Source organism: Terrirhizobium terrae (genome assembly GCF_030323265.1).
Taxonomy (GTDB): domain Bacteria; phylum Pseudomonadota; class Alphaproteobacteria; order Rhizobiales; family Rhizobiaceae; genus Neorhizobium.
Window position 1 is genome coordinate 945,308 of the sequence record NZ_CP104992.1, and the last position, 17,903, is coordinate 963,210.

18 protein-coding genes and 3 pseudogenes are annotated in these 17,903 nt (G+C 61.3%); 11 read left to right on the forward strand and 10 right to left on the reverse strand.

The window, feature by feature from the left end:
• Positions 1-34 precede the first annotated feature (34 nt).
• Positions 35-804 (forward strand): annotated as a pseudogene (gene gloB, locus N7E02_RS12640) (hydroxyacylglutathione hydrolase).
• Between the two features lie 15 nt (positions 805-819).
• Positions 820-1,245 carry a cupin domain-containing protein gene (locus tag N7E02_RS12645; protein WP_286582295.1) on the forward strand — a complete coding sequence of 142 codons (426 nt, stop codon included), beginning with the start codon at positions 820-822 and terminating at the stop codon, positions 1,243-1,245.
• 449 nt (positions 1,246-1,694) lie between these two features.
• Here N7E02_RS12645 and yddG read toward each other — a convergent pair whose 3' ends face one another.
• Together yddG and N7E02_RS12655 are read right to left on the reverse strand one after the other, a co-directional pair.
• Positions 1,695-2,582, reverse strand: a complete 888-nt coding sequence (yddG, locus tag N7E02_RS12650) for an aromatic amino acid exporter YddG (protein WP_286582296.1) — start codon at positions 2,580-2,582, stop codon at positions 1,695-1,697.
• Positions 2,583-2,617: 35 nt separating this feature from the next.
• Positions 2,618-3,394 carry a DUF3108 domain-containing protein gene (locus tag N7E02_RS12655; protein ID WP_374730720.1) on the reverse strand — a complete coding sequence of 259 codons (777 nt, stop codon included), beginning with the start codon at positions 3,392-3,394 and terminating at the stop codon, positions 2,618-2,620.
• Positions 3,395-3,633: 239 nt separating this feature from the next.
• On the opposite strand from N7E02_RS12655, the gene rpmB reads away from it, so the two are divergent.
• Positions 3,634-3,930: a 50S ribosomal protein L28 gene (gene rpmB, locus N7E02_RS12660; protein ID WP_286582298.1), complete on the forward strand. Its 297-nt coding sequence runs from the start codon at positions 3,634-3,636 to the stop codon at positions 3,928-3,930.
• Positions 3,931-4,041: 111 nt separating this feature from the next.
• On the forward strand, positions 4,042-4,683 hold the full coding sequence (locus tag N7E02_RS12665) for a queuosine precursor transporter (RefSeq protein WP_286582299.1): 642 nt from the start codon (positions 4,042-4,044) through the stop codon (positions 4,681-4,683).
• Between the two features lie 33 nt (positions 4,684-4,716).
• Here the strand turns inward: N7E02_RS12665 and N7E02_RS12670 are convergent, their stop codons facing one another.
• From N7E02_RS12670 to N7E02_RS12685, 4 genes are all read right to left on the reverse strand, one after another.
• Positions 4,717-5,646, reverse strand: coding sequence for an esterase-like activity of phytase family protein (locus tag N7E02_RS12670; protein WP_286583798.1), 930 nt, complete (start codon positions 5,644-5,646; stop codon positions 4,717-4,719).
• Positions 5,647-5,712: 66 nt separating this feature from the next.
• Positions 5,713-7,620 carry a cobaltochelatase subunit CobT gene (cobT, locus tag N7E02_RS12675; RefSeq protein ID WP_286582301.1) on the reverse strand — a complete coding sequence of 636 codons (1,908 nt, stop codon included), beginning with the start codon at positions 7,618-7,620 and terminating at the stop codon, positions 5,713-5,715.
• A 19-nt stretch (positions 7,621-7,639) separates the two neighbouring features.
• Positions 7,640-8,632 (reverse strand): cobaltochelatase subunit CobS, encoded by a 993-nt coding sequence (cobS, locus tag N7E02_RS12680; RefSeq protein ID WP_286582302.1) that lies wholly within the window; start codon positions 8,630-8,632, stop codon positions 7,640-7,642.
• Positions 8,633-8,694: 62 nt separating this feature from the next.
• Positions 8,695-9,333 carry a J domain-containing protein gene (locus tag N7E02_RS12685; protein ID WP_286582304.1) on the reverse strand — a complete coding sequence of 213 codons (639 nt, stop codon included), beginning with the start codon at positions 9,331-9,333 and terminating at the stop codon, positions 8,695-8,697.
• Between the two features lie 104 nt (positions 9,334-9,437).
• Here N7E02_RS12685 and N7E02_RS12690 point away from each other — a divergent pair, with 104 nt between their 5' ends.
• Positions 9,438-9,719: a BolA family protein gene (locus tag N7E02_RS12690; protein WP_286582306.1), complete on the forward strand. Its 282-nt coding sequence runs from the start codon at positions 9,438-9,440 to the stop codon at positions 9,717-9,719.
• A 54-nt stretch (positions 9,720-9,773) separates the two neighbouring features.
• Positions 9,774-10,109, forward strand: a complete 336-nt coding sequence (locus tag N7E02_RS12695) for an antibiotic biosynthesis monooxygenase family protein (RefSeq protein WP_286582307.1) — start codon at positions 9,774-9,776, stop codon at positions 10,107-10,109.
• Here N7E02_RS12695 and N7E02_RS12700 read toward each other — a convergent pair.
• The 3 genes and pseudogenes from N7E02_RS12700 to N7E02_RS12710 form a co-directional block, all read right to left on the reverse strand.
• Positions 10,106-10,975 (reverse strand): annotated as a pseudogene (locus N7E02_RS12700) (transporter associated domain-containing protein); the annotation flags it as partial. The gene N7E02_RS12695 and the pseudogene N7E02_RS12700 sit on opposite strands and share 4 nt — an antisense overlap.
• Positions 10,976-10,986: 11 nt before the next feature.
• Positions 10,987-12,126, reverse strand: coding sequence for a 3-dehydroquinate synthase (aroB, locus tag N7E02_RS12705; RefSeq protein WP_286582308.1), 1,140 nt, complete (start codon positions 12,124-12,126; stop codon positions 10,987-10,989).
• Positions 12,113-12,718 (reverse strand): shikimate kinase, encoded by a 606-nt coding sequence (locus tag N7E02_RS12710; protein ID WP_286582309.1) that lies wholly within the window; start codon positions 12,716-12,718, stop codon positions 12,113-12,115. Before N7E02_RS12710 ends, aroB begins: the two co-directional genes overlap by 14 nt.
• Before the next feature lie 144 nt (positions 12,719-12,862).
• Between N7E02_RS12710 and N7E02_RS12715 the strand changes: the two genes are divergently transcribed.
• The 5 genes from N7E02_RS12715 to N7E02_RS12735 all read left to right on the forward strand — a co-directional run bounded on the left by N7E02_RS12715 (position 12,863) and on the right by N7E02_RS12735 (position 16,709).
• Positions 12,863-13,027, forward strand: coding sequence for a hypothetical protein (locus N7E02_RS12715; RefSeq protein WP_092999488.1), 165 nt, complete (start codon positions 12,863-12,865; stop codon positions 13,025-13,027).
• 16 nt (positions 13,028-13,043) lie between these two features.
• Positions 13,044-13,985: a tyrosine recombinase gene (locus N7E02_RS12720; protein WP_445344465.1), complete on the forward strand. Its 942-nt coding sequence runs from the start codon at positions 13,044-13,046 to the stop codon at positions 13,983-13,985.
• Positions 13,986-14,048: 63 nt separating this feature from the next.
• Positions 14,049-15,002: an acetyl-CoA carboxylase carboxyltransferase subunit alpha gene (locus N7E02_RS12725; protein ID WP_092999490.1), complete on the forward strand. Its 954-nt coding sequence runs from the start codon at positions 14,049-14,051 to the stop codon at positions 15,000-15,002.
• A gap of 178 nt (positions 15,003-15,180) precedes the next feature.
• Positions 15,181-16,464, forward strand: a complete 1,284-nt coding sequence (locus tag N7E02_RS12730; RefSeq protein WP_286582310.1) for a L,D-transpeptidase family protein — start codon at positions 15,181-15,183, stop codon at positions 16,462-16,464.
• On the forward strand, positions 16,461-16,709 hold the full coding sequence (locus N7E02_RS12735; RefSeq protein ID WP_286582312.1) for a sulfurtransferase TusA family protein: 249 nt from the start codon (positions 16,461-16,463) through the stop codon (positions 16,707-16,709). Before N7E02_RS12730 ends, N7E02_RS12735 begins: the two co-directional genes overlap by 4 nt.
• Positions 16,710-16,712: 3 nt before the next feature.
• Here N7E02_RS12735 and N7E02_RS12740 read toward each other — a convergent pair.
• Positions 16,713-17,892: pseudogene (locus N7E02_RS12740) on the reverse strand (CobW family GTP-binding protein).
• Between the last annotated feature and the right edge of the window lie 11 nt (positions 17,893-17,903).

The following is a 17,903-nucleotide window of genomic DNA, read 5'->3' on the forward strand; positions in this document are numbered from 1 at the left end:
TGCACGACAAGCGTTGAGCAATAGGTGCATGTTGATGAGGCCTTTGGAAATCGAAGTTTTTCCTGCCGGAGCGATAATTTCGGCGTTCTGTTGCATGATCCGGAAAGCGGATTGACGGCGTCGATCGATGCCCCGGAGGAAAAGCCGATCCTGGAAGCCGCCGGCCGCCGAGGCTGGAAGATCACCCATATCCTCACCACCCATCATCACACCGATCATGTGGAAGCAAACCTTGCGCTGAAGGAACGTTTCGGACTTGAGATCATCGGCCCGGTCAACGAGGCGGTCGCCATTCCCGGTCTTGATAAAACCGTCACCGATGGCGACGAGTTTCAGTTCGGCGAACATCCGGTCCGCGTCATCGAGACGCCCGGCCACACGGCCGGTCATATCTGTTTCCATTTCCCGGACGACAAGATCCTGTTTTCTGCCGACACCCTGTTTGCGCTCGGCTGCGGCCGCCTGTTCGAACGCCCGGCCGCCGATATGTGGCATTCGCTGCAGAAACTCGCCGTACTTCCGGACGAGACCGCGATCTATTTCGGCCATGAATACACGCTCTCCAACGCTCGGTTTGCGCTGACGATCGATCCCGACAACGAGCGGCTTCAGGCGCGTGCGGCCGAGATCGAGGAGATGCGGGCCGAGGGCAAGTTCACCATCCCAACGATGATGGGACTGGAGAAGGAAACCAATCCCTTCCTGCGCGCCGCCGATCCCGCGATCCGTCGCAATCTCTTGATGGAAGGCAAGACGAACGAGGAAGTCTTCGCCGAAATTCGCAAGCGCAAGGACAATTTCTAACCGAGGGCGTCAGACATGGCTCGGCAGACCGCAGAAGAGATCATCACCACACTCGGCATGCAGCGCCACCCGGAAGGCGGCTGGTTTGTCGAGACATTTCGCGATGGCGACGGCACAGGACGCGATGCTTCAACGGCGATCTATTACCTGCTGCAGGCGGGCGAGCGCTCCCATTGGCACCGTGTCCGCGATGCCGCCGAGGTCTGGCATTTTTATGCAGGCGACCCGCTGCTGTTGAGGATTTCAGACGGAAAGGCGATCGAGGAAATCCGTCTCGGACCCGATCTCGCCGCGGGTGAACGCCCGCAGGGCATCGTTCCAGCAGATGCGTGGCAGGCCGCAGAACCGCTCGGCGCCTACACGCTCGTCGGCTGCACAGTGGCGCCGGGCTTCGAATTTTCAAGCTTTGAAATGGCCGAGCCCGGCTGGGAGCCGGGGTGATTGCCGGAAGGATATCGGCTCAATCGCGCGGGGGCTTACCGTATTTGCGGTCGTGAGCGCGAATTGTGAGATAAGCGTAAAGCGAACCTCCAGCCGCGATACAGAACGGAAGGATCACAAACGCAAATATCTGCAGATTTGTCATAGCAGCCTCCGCAAGACGTACTTACCAGATAGATGTCATATGCCGGCCGTTAAAAGCCAAGATGTCACAGCCACCATGAAGGGCAACACCCTTATTTGCGCGCTTGCAAATGTGTAAAGCGCCGCTGCGATCGGTGCAAAAACTCCTACCGTCAGACAAGACGTCGAAGCGCGGTCGAAGGAGTTGGCGATATATTTCATTCTCTCATTATGAACAGTCGACATGGTTCAAAAGACCGGCTGAAATCCTCTATAGCCTAGCAACAAAAAGCGCCGCATCACAATCGAATATCGCGCCCAGGTTGCTATTCCGCAACCGCCGCAGCGCCCTTCTTCGGCCGGATCATCTCCTTCGCCGCCAGCACCGCGCCTCCCGTGATCAGCATGCAGGCCAATAGGATGCGCCAGCTCGGCTCGGCGAATCCGGTCAGGAGCAGTATGACGGTGGAGAGCAGTGGCGCAGCATAGCTAGCCGCACCGATCACCTGGATGTCGCCGTTCTTCACGCCATAATCCCACGCATAGAAGGCAGCGCCGACCGGCAGCAGGCCGAGGCCGATCACGGCCAGCCATTCACCGCCATTGGCCGGCCAGACGGTCGTTTCGAGGGCTAGATGGCAGACGAGCGACAGGAGCGAGGTGCCAAGGCAGAAGCCGGTCACGACATCGGTCGACACGCGGTCGAGGCGGCGCGTCAGGAGTGAGTAGCCCGACCATGTGAAGGCGCAGAGGAAGGCCGCGCCATAGCCCACGAGATAGGACTGGTCGAAGGAGACGCCGTTGCGCGACACGATCGCGACCGTGCCGCAGAGGCCAGCAAGCGCACCCACCACATGATACCAGCGCAGCCTCTCACCCGGCAGCAGCGCCGAGCCGACGACGATCAGCAGCGGCCAGAGATACGCGATCAGTCCGGCTTCAACGGCCGGCGCGTTACGCAGGGCGGTGAAATACAGAAAATGATAGCCGAACAGGCCGGCAATGCCGACGATCCAGACCTTGGCCGGTTGCTTCAGCAGCTTGATGCGCTCAGGCTTCAGCGCGAGCAGCACAAGGCCCGGCATGCTGCCGATCGCAAAGGTCATGGCATTCATCTGGAAAGGCGGAACGCTGCCGGATGCAGCCGTCATGAGTGCCAGCAGCGACCACATCAGAATTGCGGTGAAGCCGATCAGAGTACCCCGTAATTTCAAAGCCCAGATCCCCTTTTATCGCCCGGGCTGCCGCCTCATCCGCCGTAACGCACAGCCGTGATGTAGAGCGGACCCATCCTCGTCGGGATACGGGCGTAGATAGGGGCATATACCGTGCCGCGGTCGGCCTTGGCAAACCAGACTTCCATCGGTGTCTTCTTCAGATACTCGATATCGCTGCGGCCCTTCTTGAAGCCGGATTTCGGCACGTAGCGGACGGTGCAGACGATCACCTCGCCCTTGAAGCCCTTGGTCTCGTAAGGCTTTGTCCCCTCGTTCTTCAGCAGAAGATCCATCCGCGACTCGCCGTCATAGACAGGCACCCGGCCCGCGCAGACTTTCGCACCTTCGGGGAAGATCAGGCCGCTCAGTGGATCGAGCACGGAACGCAAGTCCTTCGGCGTCACCGGCACCCAGTTTTCCGGGCTTCGGCGCGGTGCCGGCTTGATGGTCGTGTCCGTCACATTACCGTTGCGGTAGGTGACATCATAAATGCGTGTCCGATCACCGAGTTTGTAGACCAGATTGTAGCGATCCGCCTGCAGGCGATCTCCGGTGATCCGACCGGCGACATTGGTTTCCGCCGAGACGCGCTTGATGATGTTGACGATGCCGCCGGACTTGAAGATGCCGTTGATCCTGTAGTCCTTCCCATCGAATTCGCTGGAAAAGCTCGCGCTTCCGATCGGCAGGATACCCAGGGTTATGTTGTATTCGCTGACGCTTTTCACCTCTTCGGCCGATGAGGCACCGGCGCTCGCAGCACACGCCAAGAGGATTCCTACAAGCAGCCGGCTGACACGAAACATGATTTGTCCGCAATGGTTTGAGGCTTCGGATTTGGTGATATAAGATGCGCATCATGGCAAGAAAATAGCGGTGCCTGCTATCGCTTGCCGTGCAAAGCCATCCGAAAGCCGAGGTTTTGGCTTGACGGGCCGGGTCTCACTGACTATAGAACCGCAACTTTCCAATCAGGACCAGTTGGATCGGCGCGCCGGGCATTGTCCGGATGACCATCCGATTGCAGAAGAAAACAAAGGTGAATGCCATGTCTCGTGTATGCGAACTGACCGGCAAGGGCGTAATGACCGGCAACAACGTCAGCCATGCCAACAACAAGACCCGTCGTCGGTTCCTGCCGAACCTCTGCCAGGTCACGCTGATCTCCGACGCTCTCGGCCAGCGCTTCCGTCTGCGCGTTTCCGCGCACGCTCTTCGCTCGGTCGAGCACCGCGGCGGCCTCGATGCCTTCCTCCTGAAGTCCAACGAGAACGACCTGTCGATGCGCGCCCGTCTGCTGCGTCGCCAGATCGCCAAGAAGACTGCAGAAGCCGTAGCCGCTTAATAGCGCCTCGCTTCGACTTCACCGGCTTTGGAGAAGGCTTGACCGGTTAATTCCGGACAAGCCTTTTCTCTTGGCTTATCCGCAACTGGTGGCATACCCCAGGATAAAAAAATGCACGTAGCACGCTATACCTTTCTCTATTCGCTTGCGATGGCAGCCATTGTGGTCGCCTCCAACGTCCTCGTTCAGTTTCACCTGACAGGCACGCTCTGGGGCATCGCGCTTGGTGATATCCTCACCTGGGGCGCCTTTACTTACCCTGTCGCTTTCCTCGTTACCGACCTTGCCAACCGTCAGTTCGGCCCGGCCATTGCCCGCCGCATCGTGTTCGTCGGCTTTGTCGTCGGCGTCGCCCTGTCTTTCTGGCTGTCGGACCCGCGTATCGCGATCGCCTCCGGCACGGCTTTCCTGATCGGCCAGCTTCTCGACATCTCGGTCTTCAATGAACTGCGCCGCAAGACGTGGTGGAAGGCACCGCTGGCCGCCTCGATGATCGGCACCGTGATCGACACGGTCCTGTTCTTCTCCATCGCCTTCGCGCCGTTCTTCGCCTTCATCGGGCCGAACCTCGACTTCGCGATAGCCCCCGCTCCCGTTCTCGGCGTCTTTGCCACGGAAGCACCGCGTTGGATCTCTTGGGCACTCGGCGACCTTGTCGTCAAGGTCGTGGTCGGCGTCGTTCTGCTTTTGCCCTACGGCGCGCTGATGAACGTGCTGAAGCCGATGCCTCAGCTGGCACCGAAGACCGCCTGACAAAACGAAGGGAGCCGATGGCTCCCTTCTTCTTTATTGGTTGAGTATGAACTCCAGCATTACGTTGCGCTGGAGAATGCTGCCATTGTCATCCGAGACGAGGATGACATGCGGTTTTCCGTCCGCCCCCTGGATGACGTCAATGCCTTCCATATTGTCGATGGCATAACCCATGTCGGCATCGATCAGCACTTCTCCATCAACTGCGGCACCCGGGCGGATATCCTGACCGCTGATCAGGCGGATACGCATGCCGAGGCCACCGAGAAAGCTGAAACTCCGCTCGAGAAGCAACAGGTCCCCATTGGGCAGGAACGCCCCATCGGTCGCGTCATAGGGGTCATGGCGCACGAGCTTGAACTGCCCCTTGAGCGGCCCGTCGATGATGGCGGCAAAGAGATTGCCGTTTTCGTCGAGACTGTGCTCAGTGATCGCAATCAGGCCGCCCCTGAGCGGGCCGGAAGCCGGAGATGCCACAAGCGTCTCCATCCCGCCATTGCGACGGAGCTCGCTGCGCGGGATGAGAAAATCGACGTTGCGTGAAGGCGATGCAGTCTCAAAACCGGGATCGGGATAGGCATCGACACGATGCTGCTGCTCGAAGCTGACAAGCGCCTCGCCCCGGCGCAATGCCAGTCCCTCGGCGTCGGAGGCCGCTTTGGAGCCGGCGCGCCCGTCACGCAGCCGGATCGGGCTGACCGCGACATCGGCGAGCCCGGAGAGCTTTCCATCCGCGTCACGCTCGATCTTGCCGATCAGCCATTCGCCGGTATCGAGCACCGAAACGAAGCTCGTGCCATCCGCCCGAAATCGGATACTGGAGAGGGACTGGACGCGACCATCGCCGGATCGGAAGTCGATGCCACCGACGAATTCCAGCAACCCGAACCTCCTCTGGTCCGATCCCGTCTTGAAGCGCGTAATCTGTGTCGCCGTAACAGAGACGGCATCCTGCGCCGTCATGGTGGCCGGCAGAAGCGCGAAGGCGATGCCGGCCAGAAGGAGACGCTTCAGCCTCAAGGAGCGCCCTCAGCCCGCTCGGCGCATGCGGCCGCCGCGAGCGCCACCTTGCGCCGACTTGTCGGCAAAGAGCTCGGCAAGCTGTTCGGTCATCGCGCCGGCGAGTTCGTCGGCATCGACGATCGTCACGGCGTTGCGGTAATACCGCGTCACGTCGTGGCCGATACCGATCGCCAGCAGTTCCACCGGCGACTTGGTTTCGACCTGTTCGATGACGGCCCGCAGATGCCGTTCCAGATAATTGCCCGGATTGACCGACAGGGTGGAATCGTCGACCGGCGCGCCGTCGGAGATCATCATCAGGATCTTGCGCTGTTCCGGCCGGTTGATCAGCCGCTGATGCGCCCACATTAGCGCCTCGCCGTCGATATTTTCCTTGAGCAGGCCTTCGCGCATCATCAGCCCGAGATTGCGGCGCGAACGGCGCCACGGGGCATCAGCCGACTTGTAGACGATGTGGCGCAGATCGTTGAGACGGCCGGGCGCCGCGGGCTTGCCGCTTGCCAGCCATTGTTCACGCGCCTGCCCGCCCTTCCAAGCCTTGGTGGTGAAGCCGAGGATTTCGACCTTGACGCCGCAACGCTCCAGCGTGCGGGCAAGGATGTCGGCGCAGGACGCCGCCACAGTGATCGGCCGACCACGCATCGAGCCGGAATTGTCGATGACGAGAGTAACGACCGTATCGCGGAACTGCGTATCGCGCTCCTTCTTGAAGGAAAGCGGTTGCATCGGGTCGATGATCAAGCGCACCAGACGCGCCGGATCGAGATAGCCCTCCTCCAGGTCGAAATCCCACGACCGGTTCTGCTGCGCCATCAGGCGGCGCTGCAGGCGGTTCGCCAGACGACCGACGGCACCCTGAAGGTGGGCAAGTTGCTTGTCGAGAAAGGCGCGAAGGCGGTCGAGTTCGGCTTCGTCGCAGAGCTCTTCCGCCGTGATTTCCTCGTCGAACTCCTCGGTGAAGATATGGTAGTCGACCTTTTCGTTAAAATCGTCGAACGGGCTGTTCGGCCGGCGGGTTTCACCGGGCGTCTCGGAATGGTCGTCGGCCTCGTCGGACAGATCGTCGTCCGACATTTCCGCGCCGTCCATCTCGCCTTCGTCCATCTCCTCGTCGGCAGCGTCGCTCTGCTCGGCGGGAGCTGCGTCGGAACCGGCTTCTTCCTCGACTTCCTCGTTCTCAGTCTCGCCGCTGCTCGGCTGGTCTTCTTCCGACTGGTTCTCGATCTCTTCCGGCTCGTTATCCTCGTTGGCCAGATCCTCGGCCATCTGCATGGACGAAAGCATGTGGCGGACGAGCTTGGCGAAGGCCTGCTGGTCCTCGATGACGGATTTCAGGTTGTCGAGATCGGCGGTCGCCTTGTCCTCGATGAACGGGCGCCAGAGATCGAGCACCTTACCGGCGCTTGCCGGCGGCTTCTGGCCGGTCAGCTTTTCGCGCACCAACATGGCCATCGCCTCGCCGATCGGCGCATCTTCCTGCCGCTCGACACCGGCGAAATTCGCCTTGGCGTATTTCTCTTCCTGTACCGAATTCAGGTTGGCGGCAACGCCGGCCATGCGCAGCGAACCGATCGATTCGACGCGCGCCTGCTCGACGGCATCGAAGATTGCGCGGGCATCGGATCCCTGCGGCGACAGGCTGGCATGAACATTGGTGTCGTGGCAGGCGAGCCGCAGCGCCATGGAATCGCCGAGCCCGCGGGTGACCGCAAGCTCGTGCGCCGTCGGACGCTTGGAAATTTCCGGCAGGCGGATGCGCTCGCCGGCGAGCCCCGGCCGCTCGTTGGCGAAGGAAACCTCAACCTCATGATTGCCGGCGATCGACCGTACGCAGCCGGTTATCGCCCGCCGCATCGGCTCGGTATCGACCGGACCGGCGGGCTTGCCCTTGGAATTGTCTCCGCGACCTGCCATCGGCTTCGCTTTCTGTTAGTTATGCTCCAAGAACGATGTTGGCGGCGCTTTCCTTCAGCTCGACGCCGAAGGCGCGCTGATACTGCTCGGCCACCAGAGTGCGCTCCAGTTCGTCGCACTTGTTCAGGAAGGTGATGCGGAATGCGAAGGCGACGTCACCGAAGATCTCGGCGTTTTCCGCCCAGGTGATGACGGTACGCGGGCTCATCACGGTCGAAAGATCGCCGTTGATGAAGGCCGAACGGGTGAGATCGGCAACGCGAACCATCTTGGAAACCGTCTCGCGGCCCTCAGCCGACTTGCCGAAGGACTTCACCTTGGCGGCAACGATATCGACTTCCTTCTCATGCGGCAGATAGTTCAGCGTCGTCACGATCGACCAGCGGTCCATCTGTGCCTGGTTGATCTGCTGCGTGCCGTGATAGAGGCCGGTCGTGTCGCCGAGGCCGACGGTGTTCGCCGTCGCGAAAATGCGGAAGGCAGGGTGAGGACGGATGACGCGGCTCTGGTCGAGCAGCGTCAGGCGGCCGGAGGATTCCAGAACGCGCTGGATGACGAACATCACGTCCGGGCGGCCGGCATCGTATTCGTCGAATACGAGCGCGACATTGTGCTGGTAGGCCCAGGGCAGGATGCCGTCCTTGAATTCGGTGACCTGCTTGCCGTCCTTCAGGACGATCGCGTCCTTGCCGACGAGGTCGATACGGCTGACATGGCTGTCGAGGTTGACGCGCACGCAGGGCCAGTTGAGGCGGGCGGCGACCTGTTCGATATGTGTCGACTTGCCGGTGCCGTGGAAGCCGGAGACCATGACGCGTCGGTTATGGGCAAAGCCCGCGAGAATGGCGAGCGTCGTATCGCGGTCGAAAAGATAATCGGGATCGAGATCCGGAACGTAGGGGTCGCCGTTGCTGTAGGCCGGAACCTTCAGATCGCTATCGATGCCGAAAACCTCCCGGACGGAAACCGTCGTGTCGGGAAGGTTGGTAATGTCCAAATCAATCTTGCTCATCATCACTCCAGAGCGCGGGCAACCGCCCGGCCGTCATCCTCGCTGCCATAGGTTTCTACGGCTTAGCAGAAACCCGCCTGCTTCAACAACTGATATGCTTGCACCACGGCACGAAAACGTTCTTCCGACCCGCGGTCGCCGCCATTCGCATCCGGATGGTGCTTCTTGACCAGCTCCTTGTAGCGGCTCTTGATATCGCTCGACGTCGCGTTGGCGCCGAGCTCCATCGTCTCGAAGGCTTTCGCCTCCAATGTCTTCAGCTTGCGTCCCTGCGTCTCGTAGCGGCCACCGCCGCCCGCTCGCGCCTGAGACACGAACCCGAATGGATCCCTGTATCGCTGCTGTGTATAGGCCGAACCTGCCGCACCCGACCGCGCGCTGGAATGCAAGGGCGCATCCTTTGCAGCCTTGTTGACGCCGACAGTCCATGTCGGGCGATGGCCGGTGATCGCCTCTTTCTGGTAACGCGCGATCTCCCCGTCCGACAGGCCGGAGAAATAATTGTAGCCCTTGTTGTATTCCTTCACGTGCTCGAAGCAGAACATGAAAAACTGGTTTTCGGCATTGCGACCGACCGGCGCGCGATGCACGCCCGGCTTCTCACAGCCGTCCCACTGGCAGGTCGGAGCCTGCGGCGGGGCATCTTGCTGCCTTTTCCGGCGCGTCCGGATACGGTCGAAATATTTGGAATCGAGCTTCATGAGGCACTCATTATGGGGCTGCCGGCAGGGGCGAACAAGAATTGACAAAGCGGTTTGTTGCTGGTTTCTGAGTTCCCCTCTTGCGCCGCACACCGGAGCCAAAAATGTCCGTCAGAACCCGTATTGAAGCGACGCTTCGCGATAACCTCACGCCTGAGAGGCTGGAAGTAATCGACGAAAGCCATCACCATGCCGGGCACCAGCCCAACATCACGGGTGAAGGCGAGACCCATATGCGGATTCGCATCGTCGCCGCGACGTTTGCGGGAATGAGCCGGATCGACCGGCACCGGACCGTGAATGCTCTCCTGAAGTCGGAACTGGACGCCGGCCTCCACGCACTTGCGGTGGAAGCCGCAGCACCGGGTGAACAGACGCGCTGGTGAGGGGAACCCGCTCCCCATATAGGCGTTCGACCTCCTCAATCCAAGGAGGAGCAGATGGTCAATCTGGCGACAAAGGCGAAGATTGCTAGGATCTGGCGCGGCCGCACCACCCGTGACAGAGCAGATGAATACGAGGTCTATAATCGCGATGTCGGCATCGTGCCGCTGGTGGAGAAGGCACTCGGCGTGCAGACTTTTCGCGAGGACCGCGACACCGAAAGCGAATTCATGACGATTTCCTACTGGGAAAGCATGGAGGCGATGACGAGCTTTGCCGGCGATGATCCGACCGCGATCCACCACCTGCCGCGCGACGAGGAGTTTCTCATCGAACTGCCGACGAGCGTACAGATTTTGAAGCTCGTCAGCAGCGACGGGACGACGTTTTAGGTCGGCAGCCCCTCGTCCTCTGCCGGGCGGATGCGCAGGCGGGTGATGCGGTTCTTCTCCCGCTTCATGACCACGAAGCGCTTGCCGTAGAAGGTGAATGCTTGGCGCTCCTCTGGGATGAGCTTCGATTCGTTGATCACGAGACCGGCGATCGTCGTGACCTCCTCATCCGGCAGATCCCATCCAAGCGCCCGGTTGAGATCGCGGATCGGCACGGAGCCATCGACCACGACCGAGCCGTTCGCCTCCTGCCGCACGCCACGCAGCTCGACATCGTGTTCATCGGCAATGTCGCCGACGATTTCTTCCATAATGTCTTCAAGGGTGACGATGCCCTGCACTTCGCCATATTCGTCGACGACGACGGCGAAATGGACGCGCCGCTTGAGGAAGGCCGCAAGCTGGTCCTTGAGGCTGGTACTGTCCGGCACGAACCAGGGCTTTTGCGCGATCTTGACGATATCGACATCGCCCGGACCAACACCGGGCTCCAGGAGCGCGCGCAAAAGATCCTTGGCGTGGACAACACCGATGATGTTTTCGGTCGAATTACGCCAGACCGGCATGCGCGTATAGGGGCTTTCCAGCACGGTGCGGACCGAGACCTCGGCCGGATCGTCGGCATTGATCGCCAGCATCGCCATGCGGTGCTTCATCACGTCGGAGACTTCGAGCTCTTCCAGATCAAAGAGCGCACTCAGCCGGTCGCGGTCCTTGCCCTCGAAATTGCCTTCCTTATGGATCGCATCCAGCGCGGCATGAAGCTCGTCATGATCGCCGAGTTCCAGTGTCTTCTGGTTCAGCGGCACGCCTGTCGCGCGCATCACGCCGCGGATGACAGCGTTGACAGCGCGCGAGAAGAGGCCGCCTGGCGATGTCATCTGGGCAACTTTTCCTTGAGAAAACTCAGCACTTCCGAAGACGGGACATCGTCGGCGATGAAGGACTGACCGATGCCGTGGGTGAGGATGAAGGTGAGCTTGCCGCCCTTGACCTTCTTGTCCTGCATGATCGCATCGAGCAGCACATCCGCGCCCGGCATGTCGCCCGGAATATCGGAAATGTTGGTCGGCAGGCCGACGGCCTTCAGATGCGCTTCGACCCGGCGCGCATCGTCCATGCTGGCGAGGTTGAGACGCGAGGAGAACTGGTGCGCCAGTACCATCCCGATCGCCACACCTTCGCCATGCACCAGCCTGCGGCTGTCATATTCAGTTGCGGCTTCGAGCGCATGGCCGAATGTATGACCGAGATTGAGGAGCGCGCGGCGGCCGGTCTCGCGCTCGTCCTCGACCACGACATCCGCCTTGGACTGGCAGCTGACGGCGATCGCCTCGATCCGCTCCGGACCGCCGGCAAACATGCTCTGCCAGTTCTTTTCCAGCCATTCGAAGAACACCGGATTGTCGATCAGGCCGTATTTGGCGACTTCCGCATAGCCTGCGCGGAATTCCCGCGGCGAAAGCGTGTCTAGGGCTGCGGTATCCGCCAGAACAAGGTCGGGCTGATGGAAGACGCCGAGCAGGTTCTTGCCGTGGCGAGTATTGATGCCGGTCTTGCCGCCGACCGAGCTGTCGACCTGCGCCAGAAGCGAGGTCGGAATCTGCACGAAGCGCACGCCGCGACGCACGATGCCGGCGGCAAAGCCTGCGAGGTCGCCGATGACGCCGCCGCCGAGCGCGATGACCGCATCGTTGCGCTCGATACGGGCAGCCAGCACCATGTCGCAGACGGTCGCCAGATGTTCGATGCTCTTGGTCTTCTCACCGGCCGGAAGCGTCAGCGATACCGCCTCGATACCGTCGGTCTGCAGGCCATCCATCAGCGCTTCGAGATAGAGCGGCGCGACATTCTCGTCGGTGACGATCGCAGCCCTGCGGCCCTTCAGCCGGGTGGTGATCTCGCCGCCCGCCCGGGCCAGAAGACCGGGACCGATCAGGATGTCATAGGCGCGCTCGCCGAGCGGAACATGCACCAGTCGTTCGGGGAGCGGGTCTGCACTGTCATGGAGCTTCACTTTCCTGCGCGAGGTCGGCGAGCGCCTGCAGCACCTCGGTGACCATCACGTCCTTGCGGACATTGCCCGAAATCACGGTCAGGTCGGCCTGTTCGTAGATCGGGTAGCGCTGGATCATCAGGTTTTCCAGCGTCTGTCTTGGATTTTCGGTCTTCAGCAGCGGCCGGTGGTCGCGGCGGTTGACGCGCTCCCACAGGACATCGAGATCGGCCTTGAGCCAGATCGATATGCCGCCGAGCTTGATCTGCTCCCGCGTTGCCTCGTTGATGAAGGCGCCGCCGCCGGTCGACACGACCCGCGGCCCTTGCTTCAGCAACCGCTCCACCACACGCGTTTCCAGCGCCCGGAACTCCGTCTCGCCATATTGGGCGAAGAGTTCGGCAATTGTCATGCGGGAAACGGATTCGATCTCGGCATCGGTATCGATGAAGGGAATGCCCAGTGTCTGGGCGACAAGCCGACCGATGACGGATTTCCCAGCCCCCATCAGGCCGACGAAAATCAGGTTACGGTTGCCGAGCGCTTCCCGCGCCTGATCCCGCAGAGGCCGATCCTGCGATGGCTGTTGCCCGACTGTTGCTACTTCACTCATGATGCCGTCCGTTCTTGCAAACGGTATCACCAAATGTTCATCCAGCGTCAAGCCACGGTTGCGGAGAGAGCGTCAAAGCTGCACATCTTGTCGATCTGTAAACCATTCGACGTATAGTGCGCGGGGAACGATACGGAGCTTTCCATGCCGACACTTTTCCGCTTTCTCTTCATACTGGCGCTGATCGCCGGCGTGATCTACGGCGGAATGGTCGCGCTCGTCGTGCTGGTGGAGCCCCGCGAGCGGGAGATCACCGTGCGCGTGCCATCCGAGCGACTGAACCCGCCGGCTCCATCTACCCAACCGTGAGCAAGGAACGTTCGCGATGAGGGATCTTTCCGGCGCCCATATCGAAGCCTTTCTCGAAATGCTGAGCGCGGAACGCGGCGCTGCGGAGAACACACTTCTCTCTTACCGCCGCGATCTGGACGATCTTCACAAATTTCTGATCTCGGCAAAGACCTCCCCCTCAACGCTGAGAGCAACCACCTCTCGGCCTATCTGGCCCATCTCGGAAAGCGCGCCTTCGCCCCTCCTCCCAGGCCCGGCGGCTTTCGGCCATGCGGCAGTTCTACAAGTTCCTCTATGCCGAAGGTCTGAGGAGCGACGACCCGACGGCGATCCTGGATGCGCCAAAAAGGGACGCGCCCTGCCGAAGAACATGAGCGAGGCGGACGTGAGCCGACTTCTGGAGCGCGCAGCGTTGGAAGCGAACGAGCCGGGAGACGGCAGCTTGACGCGCCTGCGCATGCTGGCCTTGCTCGAACTGCTCTATGCCACCGGCATGCGCGTCAGCGAGCTCGTATCCCTGCCGTTGAAGGTGCTGGAGCAAGAAGGCCGGTTTCTGATGATCCGCGGCAAGGGCAACAAGGAGCGCGTGGTCCCGCTGTCGCGCTCCGCCATCACGGCACTTGCCGCCTATGGTGAGGCCAAGCGCGCCGCGGAGGGCGATGCGGAGGAAAGCCCGTGGCTGTTCCCATCCTATGGCAGCGCCGGATATCTGCCGCGTCAGGTCTTTGCCCGAGACCTCAAGGGGCTTGCCGCACGCGCCGGCCTGAAAACCTCGGCGATCTCGCCGCATGTGATGCGTCATGCCTTTGCCAGCCACCTTCTGGCAAACGGCGCGGATCTGCGTGTCGTGCAGGAACTGCTTGGACATTCGGACATTTCCACCACCCAGATATACACACATGTGTTGGAGGAAAGGCTCCGCCAACTAGTCGAATCACATCACCCCCTTGCAAAAGAGGCCAAAAACCGGGAATAGAGGCCCACTTGAAAATGGGAACGCGGCGTTCCCGACGTAAAGACAAACGGGAAACCGGATCTCATGCAGACTTATCTCGATTTCGAAAAGCCCATCTCGGACCTCGAGGGAAAGATTCACGAGCTGAAAAAGCTTGCTGCTGAAGACGAAAGCATCGACACGTCGGACGAGATCACCCGGCTTGAAGTGCGCGTCAAGGAAGCGACCCGCGACATCTATTCCAAGCTCGGCGCCTGGGAGAAGACGCAGGTTGCCCGCCATCCGCAGCGTCCGCACTTCGTCGATTATGCCGCTCACCTGTTCACCGAGTTCACGCCGCTTGCCGGCGACCGCAATTTTGGTGAAGACGCCGCCATCCAGGCGGGCCTCGCCCGCTTCAACGGCATGCCGGTCGCCCTGATCGGCCAGGAAAAGGGCAGCGACACCAAGACCCGCCTCAAGCACAATTTCGGTAGCCCGCGCCCCGAAGGCTATCGCAAGGCGATCCGCGTGATGGAAATGGCCGACCGTTTCGGCCTGCCGATCATCAGCCTCGTCGACACGGCAGGCGCCTATCCGGGCGTCGGCGCCGAAGAGCGCGGCCAGGCGGAAGCCATCGCCCGCTCGACGGAAATGTGCCTCGGCGTCAAGGTTCCGATGATCTCCATGGTCATCGGCGAAGGCGGATCCGGCGGCGCGATCGCGATCGCCACCGGCAACCGCGTCTACATGCTCGAGCACGCGATCTACTCGGTCATCTCGCCGGAAGGTGCAGCCTCCATCCTGTGGCGCGATTCCACCCGCGCCCGCGAAGCGGCAACCAACATGAAGATCACCGCCGAAGACCTGAAGGGCCTCGGCATCATCGACGAAATCATCCCGGAACCGATCGGCGGTGCCCATCGCGAGCCGGTGACCGTCATGAACGCCGCCGGCAAGGTTATCGCCTCGGCCCTGCAGGACCTGGGCAAGCTGTCCGGAGAAGAAGTTCGCGCCGCACGCCGCCAGAAATTCCTCGATATCGGCCGCAATCTCTAAAAATCGGCGAGCCGCGAGGCGGCTTGCCAATTTCGGCCACATTGCTCATAACACTGCCTGCAGAGGGTTTTACTGGACAGCCAATTTTTAGCGGTTAAGAAGATGTAAAGATTACCGCTTTATTATTGCACACCTCTGCCCCGGTTTTGATGCCGAACTAGATATGTGGTCCGTTACGATGCGTCTGAAGCACATCGCCTTCGCTCTTCTGGTTGCAACAGCCCTCACCGGCTGCAACGACACCCTTGATTCCGCCACCGGCGTCGACATTTCCAAGGTCAAGAACAAGGTTGAACAGCCGCTTTCGGCCAAGGTCGTCGCGGATATGCAGGCAAAGAACATGCCTCGCACGTCGCCGATCATGATCCGCATCTACAAGGAAGAGGGCAAGCTCGAGATCTGGAAGGCGAAGGCGGACAACCGCTTCGACATGATCCGCAGCTACGACATCTGCGCCTGGTCCGGCAAGCTCGGCCCCAAGGTCAAGGAAGGCGACCGCCAGGCGCCCGAAGGTTTCTACAGCCTGACGCCGGCGCATCTGAACCCGAATTCCAAATATTATCTCGCGATCAACACCGGCTTTCCGAACCGTTACGATGCCGCCAACGGCCGCAGCGGTTCGAACCTGATGATCCACGGCGCCTGCTCGTCCTCCGGCTGCTATTCGATGACCGACGAGCAGATCCTCGAGATCTACGCCTTCGCGCGCGACGCCTTCAAGGGCGGCCAGACGGCGGTCCAGCTGCAGGCCCTGCCCTTCCGCATGACCGCCGAGAACATGGCACGCCACCGCGAGAGCGAGCACTACGACTTCTGGAAGATGATCAAGGTCGGCTACGACAATTTCGAAGTCACCAAGCGTCCGCCGGAAGTGGCCGTCTGCGGCAAGAAATACACATTTAACCAGCAGGCAAGCGGACCGGTGAATGCCGCAGCCGCCTGCCCGGAAATGTCGACGCCGCCGGCGCTGGTCTCCGCACTGTCGACCTATAACAAGACTTACGACGTCGCTTACGAAAAGGCCGTCGACAAGCTTGGCTCCAAGGTCTGGTACGAACCCAGCGAAGCCGAGCGCAAGGCTGTCGTTGCCGAAAAGCGCAAGGGCCGTGAACTGGCCTATGCCCCGACTGGCACCTCGCTGGCAGCCGGCAAGCTGATGTCCCAGTCAGAATTCCAGGCGATGATGGAAAAGCGCATGGCCGCAGGCCAGCCGAAACCCGCATCGACGCAGCTCGCTTCCGTCTCCTCCTCGCCCCGCCCGGCAACGGCTGCAGAGCGCATGAAGCAGGATCGCCTGCCGACCGCCAGCACGCCGCAGGCTGCCACGCCTACCGTGGAAACGGCCGAAGGCCGGACCTCCGCCGTGCCGGTTCCAGAACAGAACCCGTTAGCCTACGCCGCTCCTGCGGCCCCGGTCGGCGAAGCCAAGAAGCCGTTCTGGAAGTTCTGGGACAAGCAGTGATAATCGAGACCGATGGCGTCTACGACTTGCGGGGGCTGAAATGCCCTCTGCCGGTGCTGAAGACACGTCGCCGCCTGAAATCACTCGAGACGGGCGATCGCCTGACGATCGAGACGAGCGATCCGCTCGCCGGCATCGACATTCCGCATTTCTGCAATCAGGAAGGCCATGAGCTGGTCGAGGCGCTGAAGACGCCGGACGGCCATCGCTTCGTCATCCGCAAAGGCCTGTCGGCCGAGGGCTGACGATCAGCGCCGGAAGCCCGGCACCGCCAGCGGATTATCCTCCAGCGCCGCGCGATCGGGACGATCGAGCCGCGGATCACCGGTGAAGGCGGCGAACAGGTCGGAGACGAACTCTTCCTCCAGCCCCTTGGTGATCAGCACCATCCGCGTCTTCTCATCCGACCCCGCCGGCCAATGCGGCAGACGCTGCGGCGGGTGGAAGATCGCCTGCACGCCATGCAGGACGAGCGGCCGCCCGGGATTGTCCGACAGTTTCACGATCGCCTTCATCCGCAACAGCTTCTCGCCATGCGCCGACCGCAGCAGGTCGATGAACATATCGATCGCCATCGGATCGATCGGCCGGTCATGGACGATCGAAAAGGACCGGATATCGGCCCCGTGGCGGCTCACATCGTGAGTATGGTGGCGGCCATCGTGATGGTGTTCGTGATCGTGCCCATGATGATGATCGTGGTGGCCGTGGTGATGCTTGCCATGGCCATGGTCGTGATGCGCATCGGCTGCCATCTCGTCGCGCAGCCAGCGGTCCACATCGGCAATCTTGTTCGACGGATCGTAGAGACCGTTTTCCAGGATCGCCAGACTGCCGGCAGAAGCATCGTCGCCATCCGTTGCCGGCGCACGCGGATTGAGCGCCGCAAGCCTTGCCCGAAGCGCAGAGAGCTGCTCGGCGCTGGCAAGCGTCTGCTTCGACACGACGAGCCGGTCGGCGACAGCCACCTGCTTCACCGCCTCGTCATGCGCGTCGAGCGTCGCGAGGCCGTTGACCGCATCGACGACGGTGACCACGCCTTCAAGCTCGAAATTCTGGGCGATGACGGGATTGCCCATGACCGATTGCATGACGGGCGCGGGATCGGCAAGCCCCGTCGTCTCGATCACCACCCGCGTCACGCGCTTTGCACGCCCCGTCTGGAATGCGTCGATCATCGAGGCCAGCGTATCGACCAGTTCGCCGCGCACGGTGCAGCAGAGGCAGCCGTTCGACAGCTCGACCAGCGAGATCCCCCGAGGCCTCGACGAGCAGGTTGTCGATGCCGACCTCACCGAACTCGTTGATGATGACGGCGATGTCCTTCGCCGCCGGATCACGCAGCATGCGGTTGAGCAGCGTCGATTTGCCGGCACCGAGAAACCCGGTGATGATGGAGACCGGTATGCGGTCCTGCCCGTAGGCCATGGGATATTCCA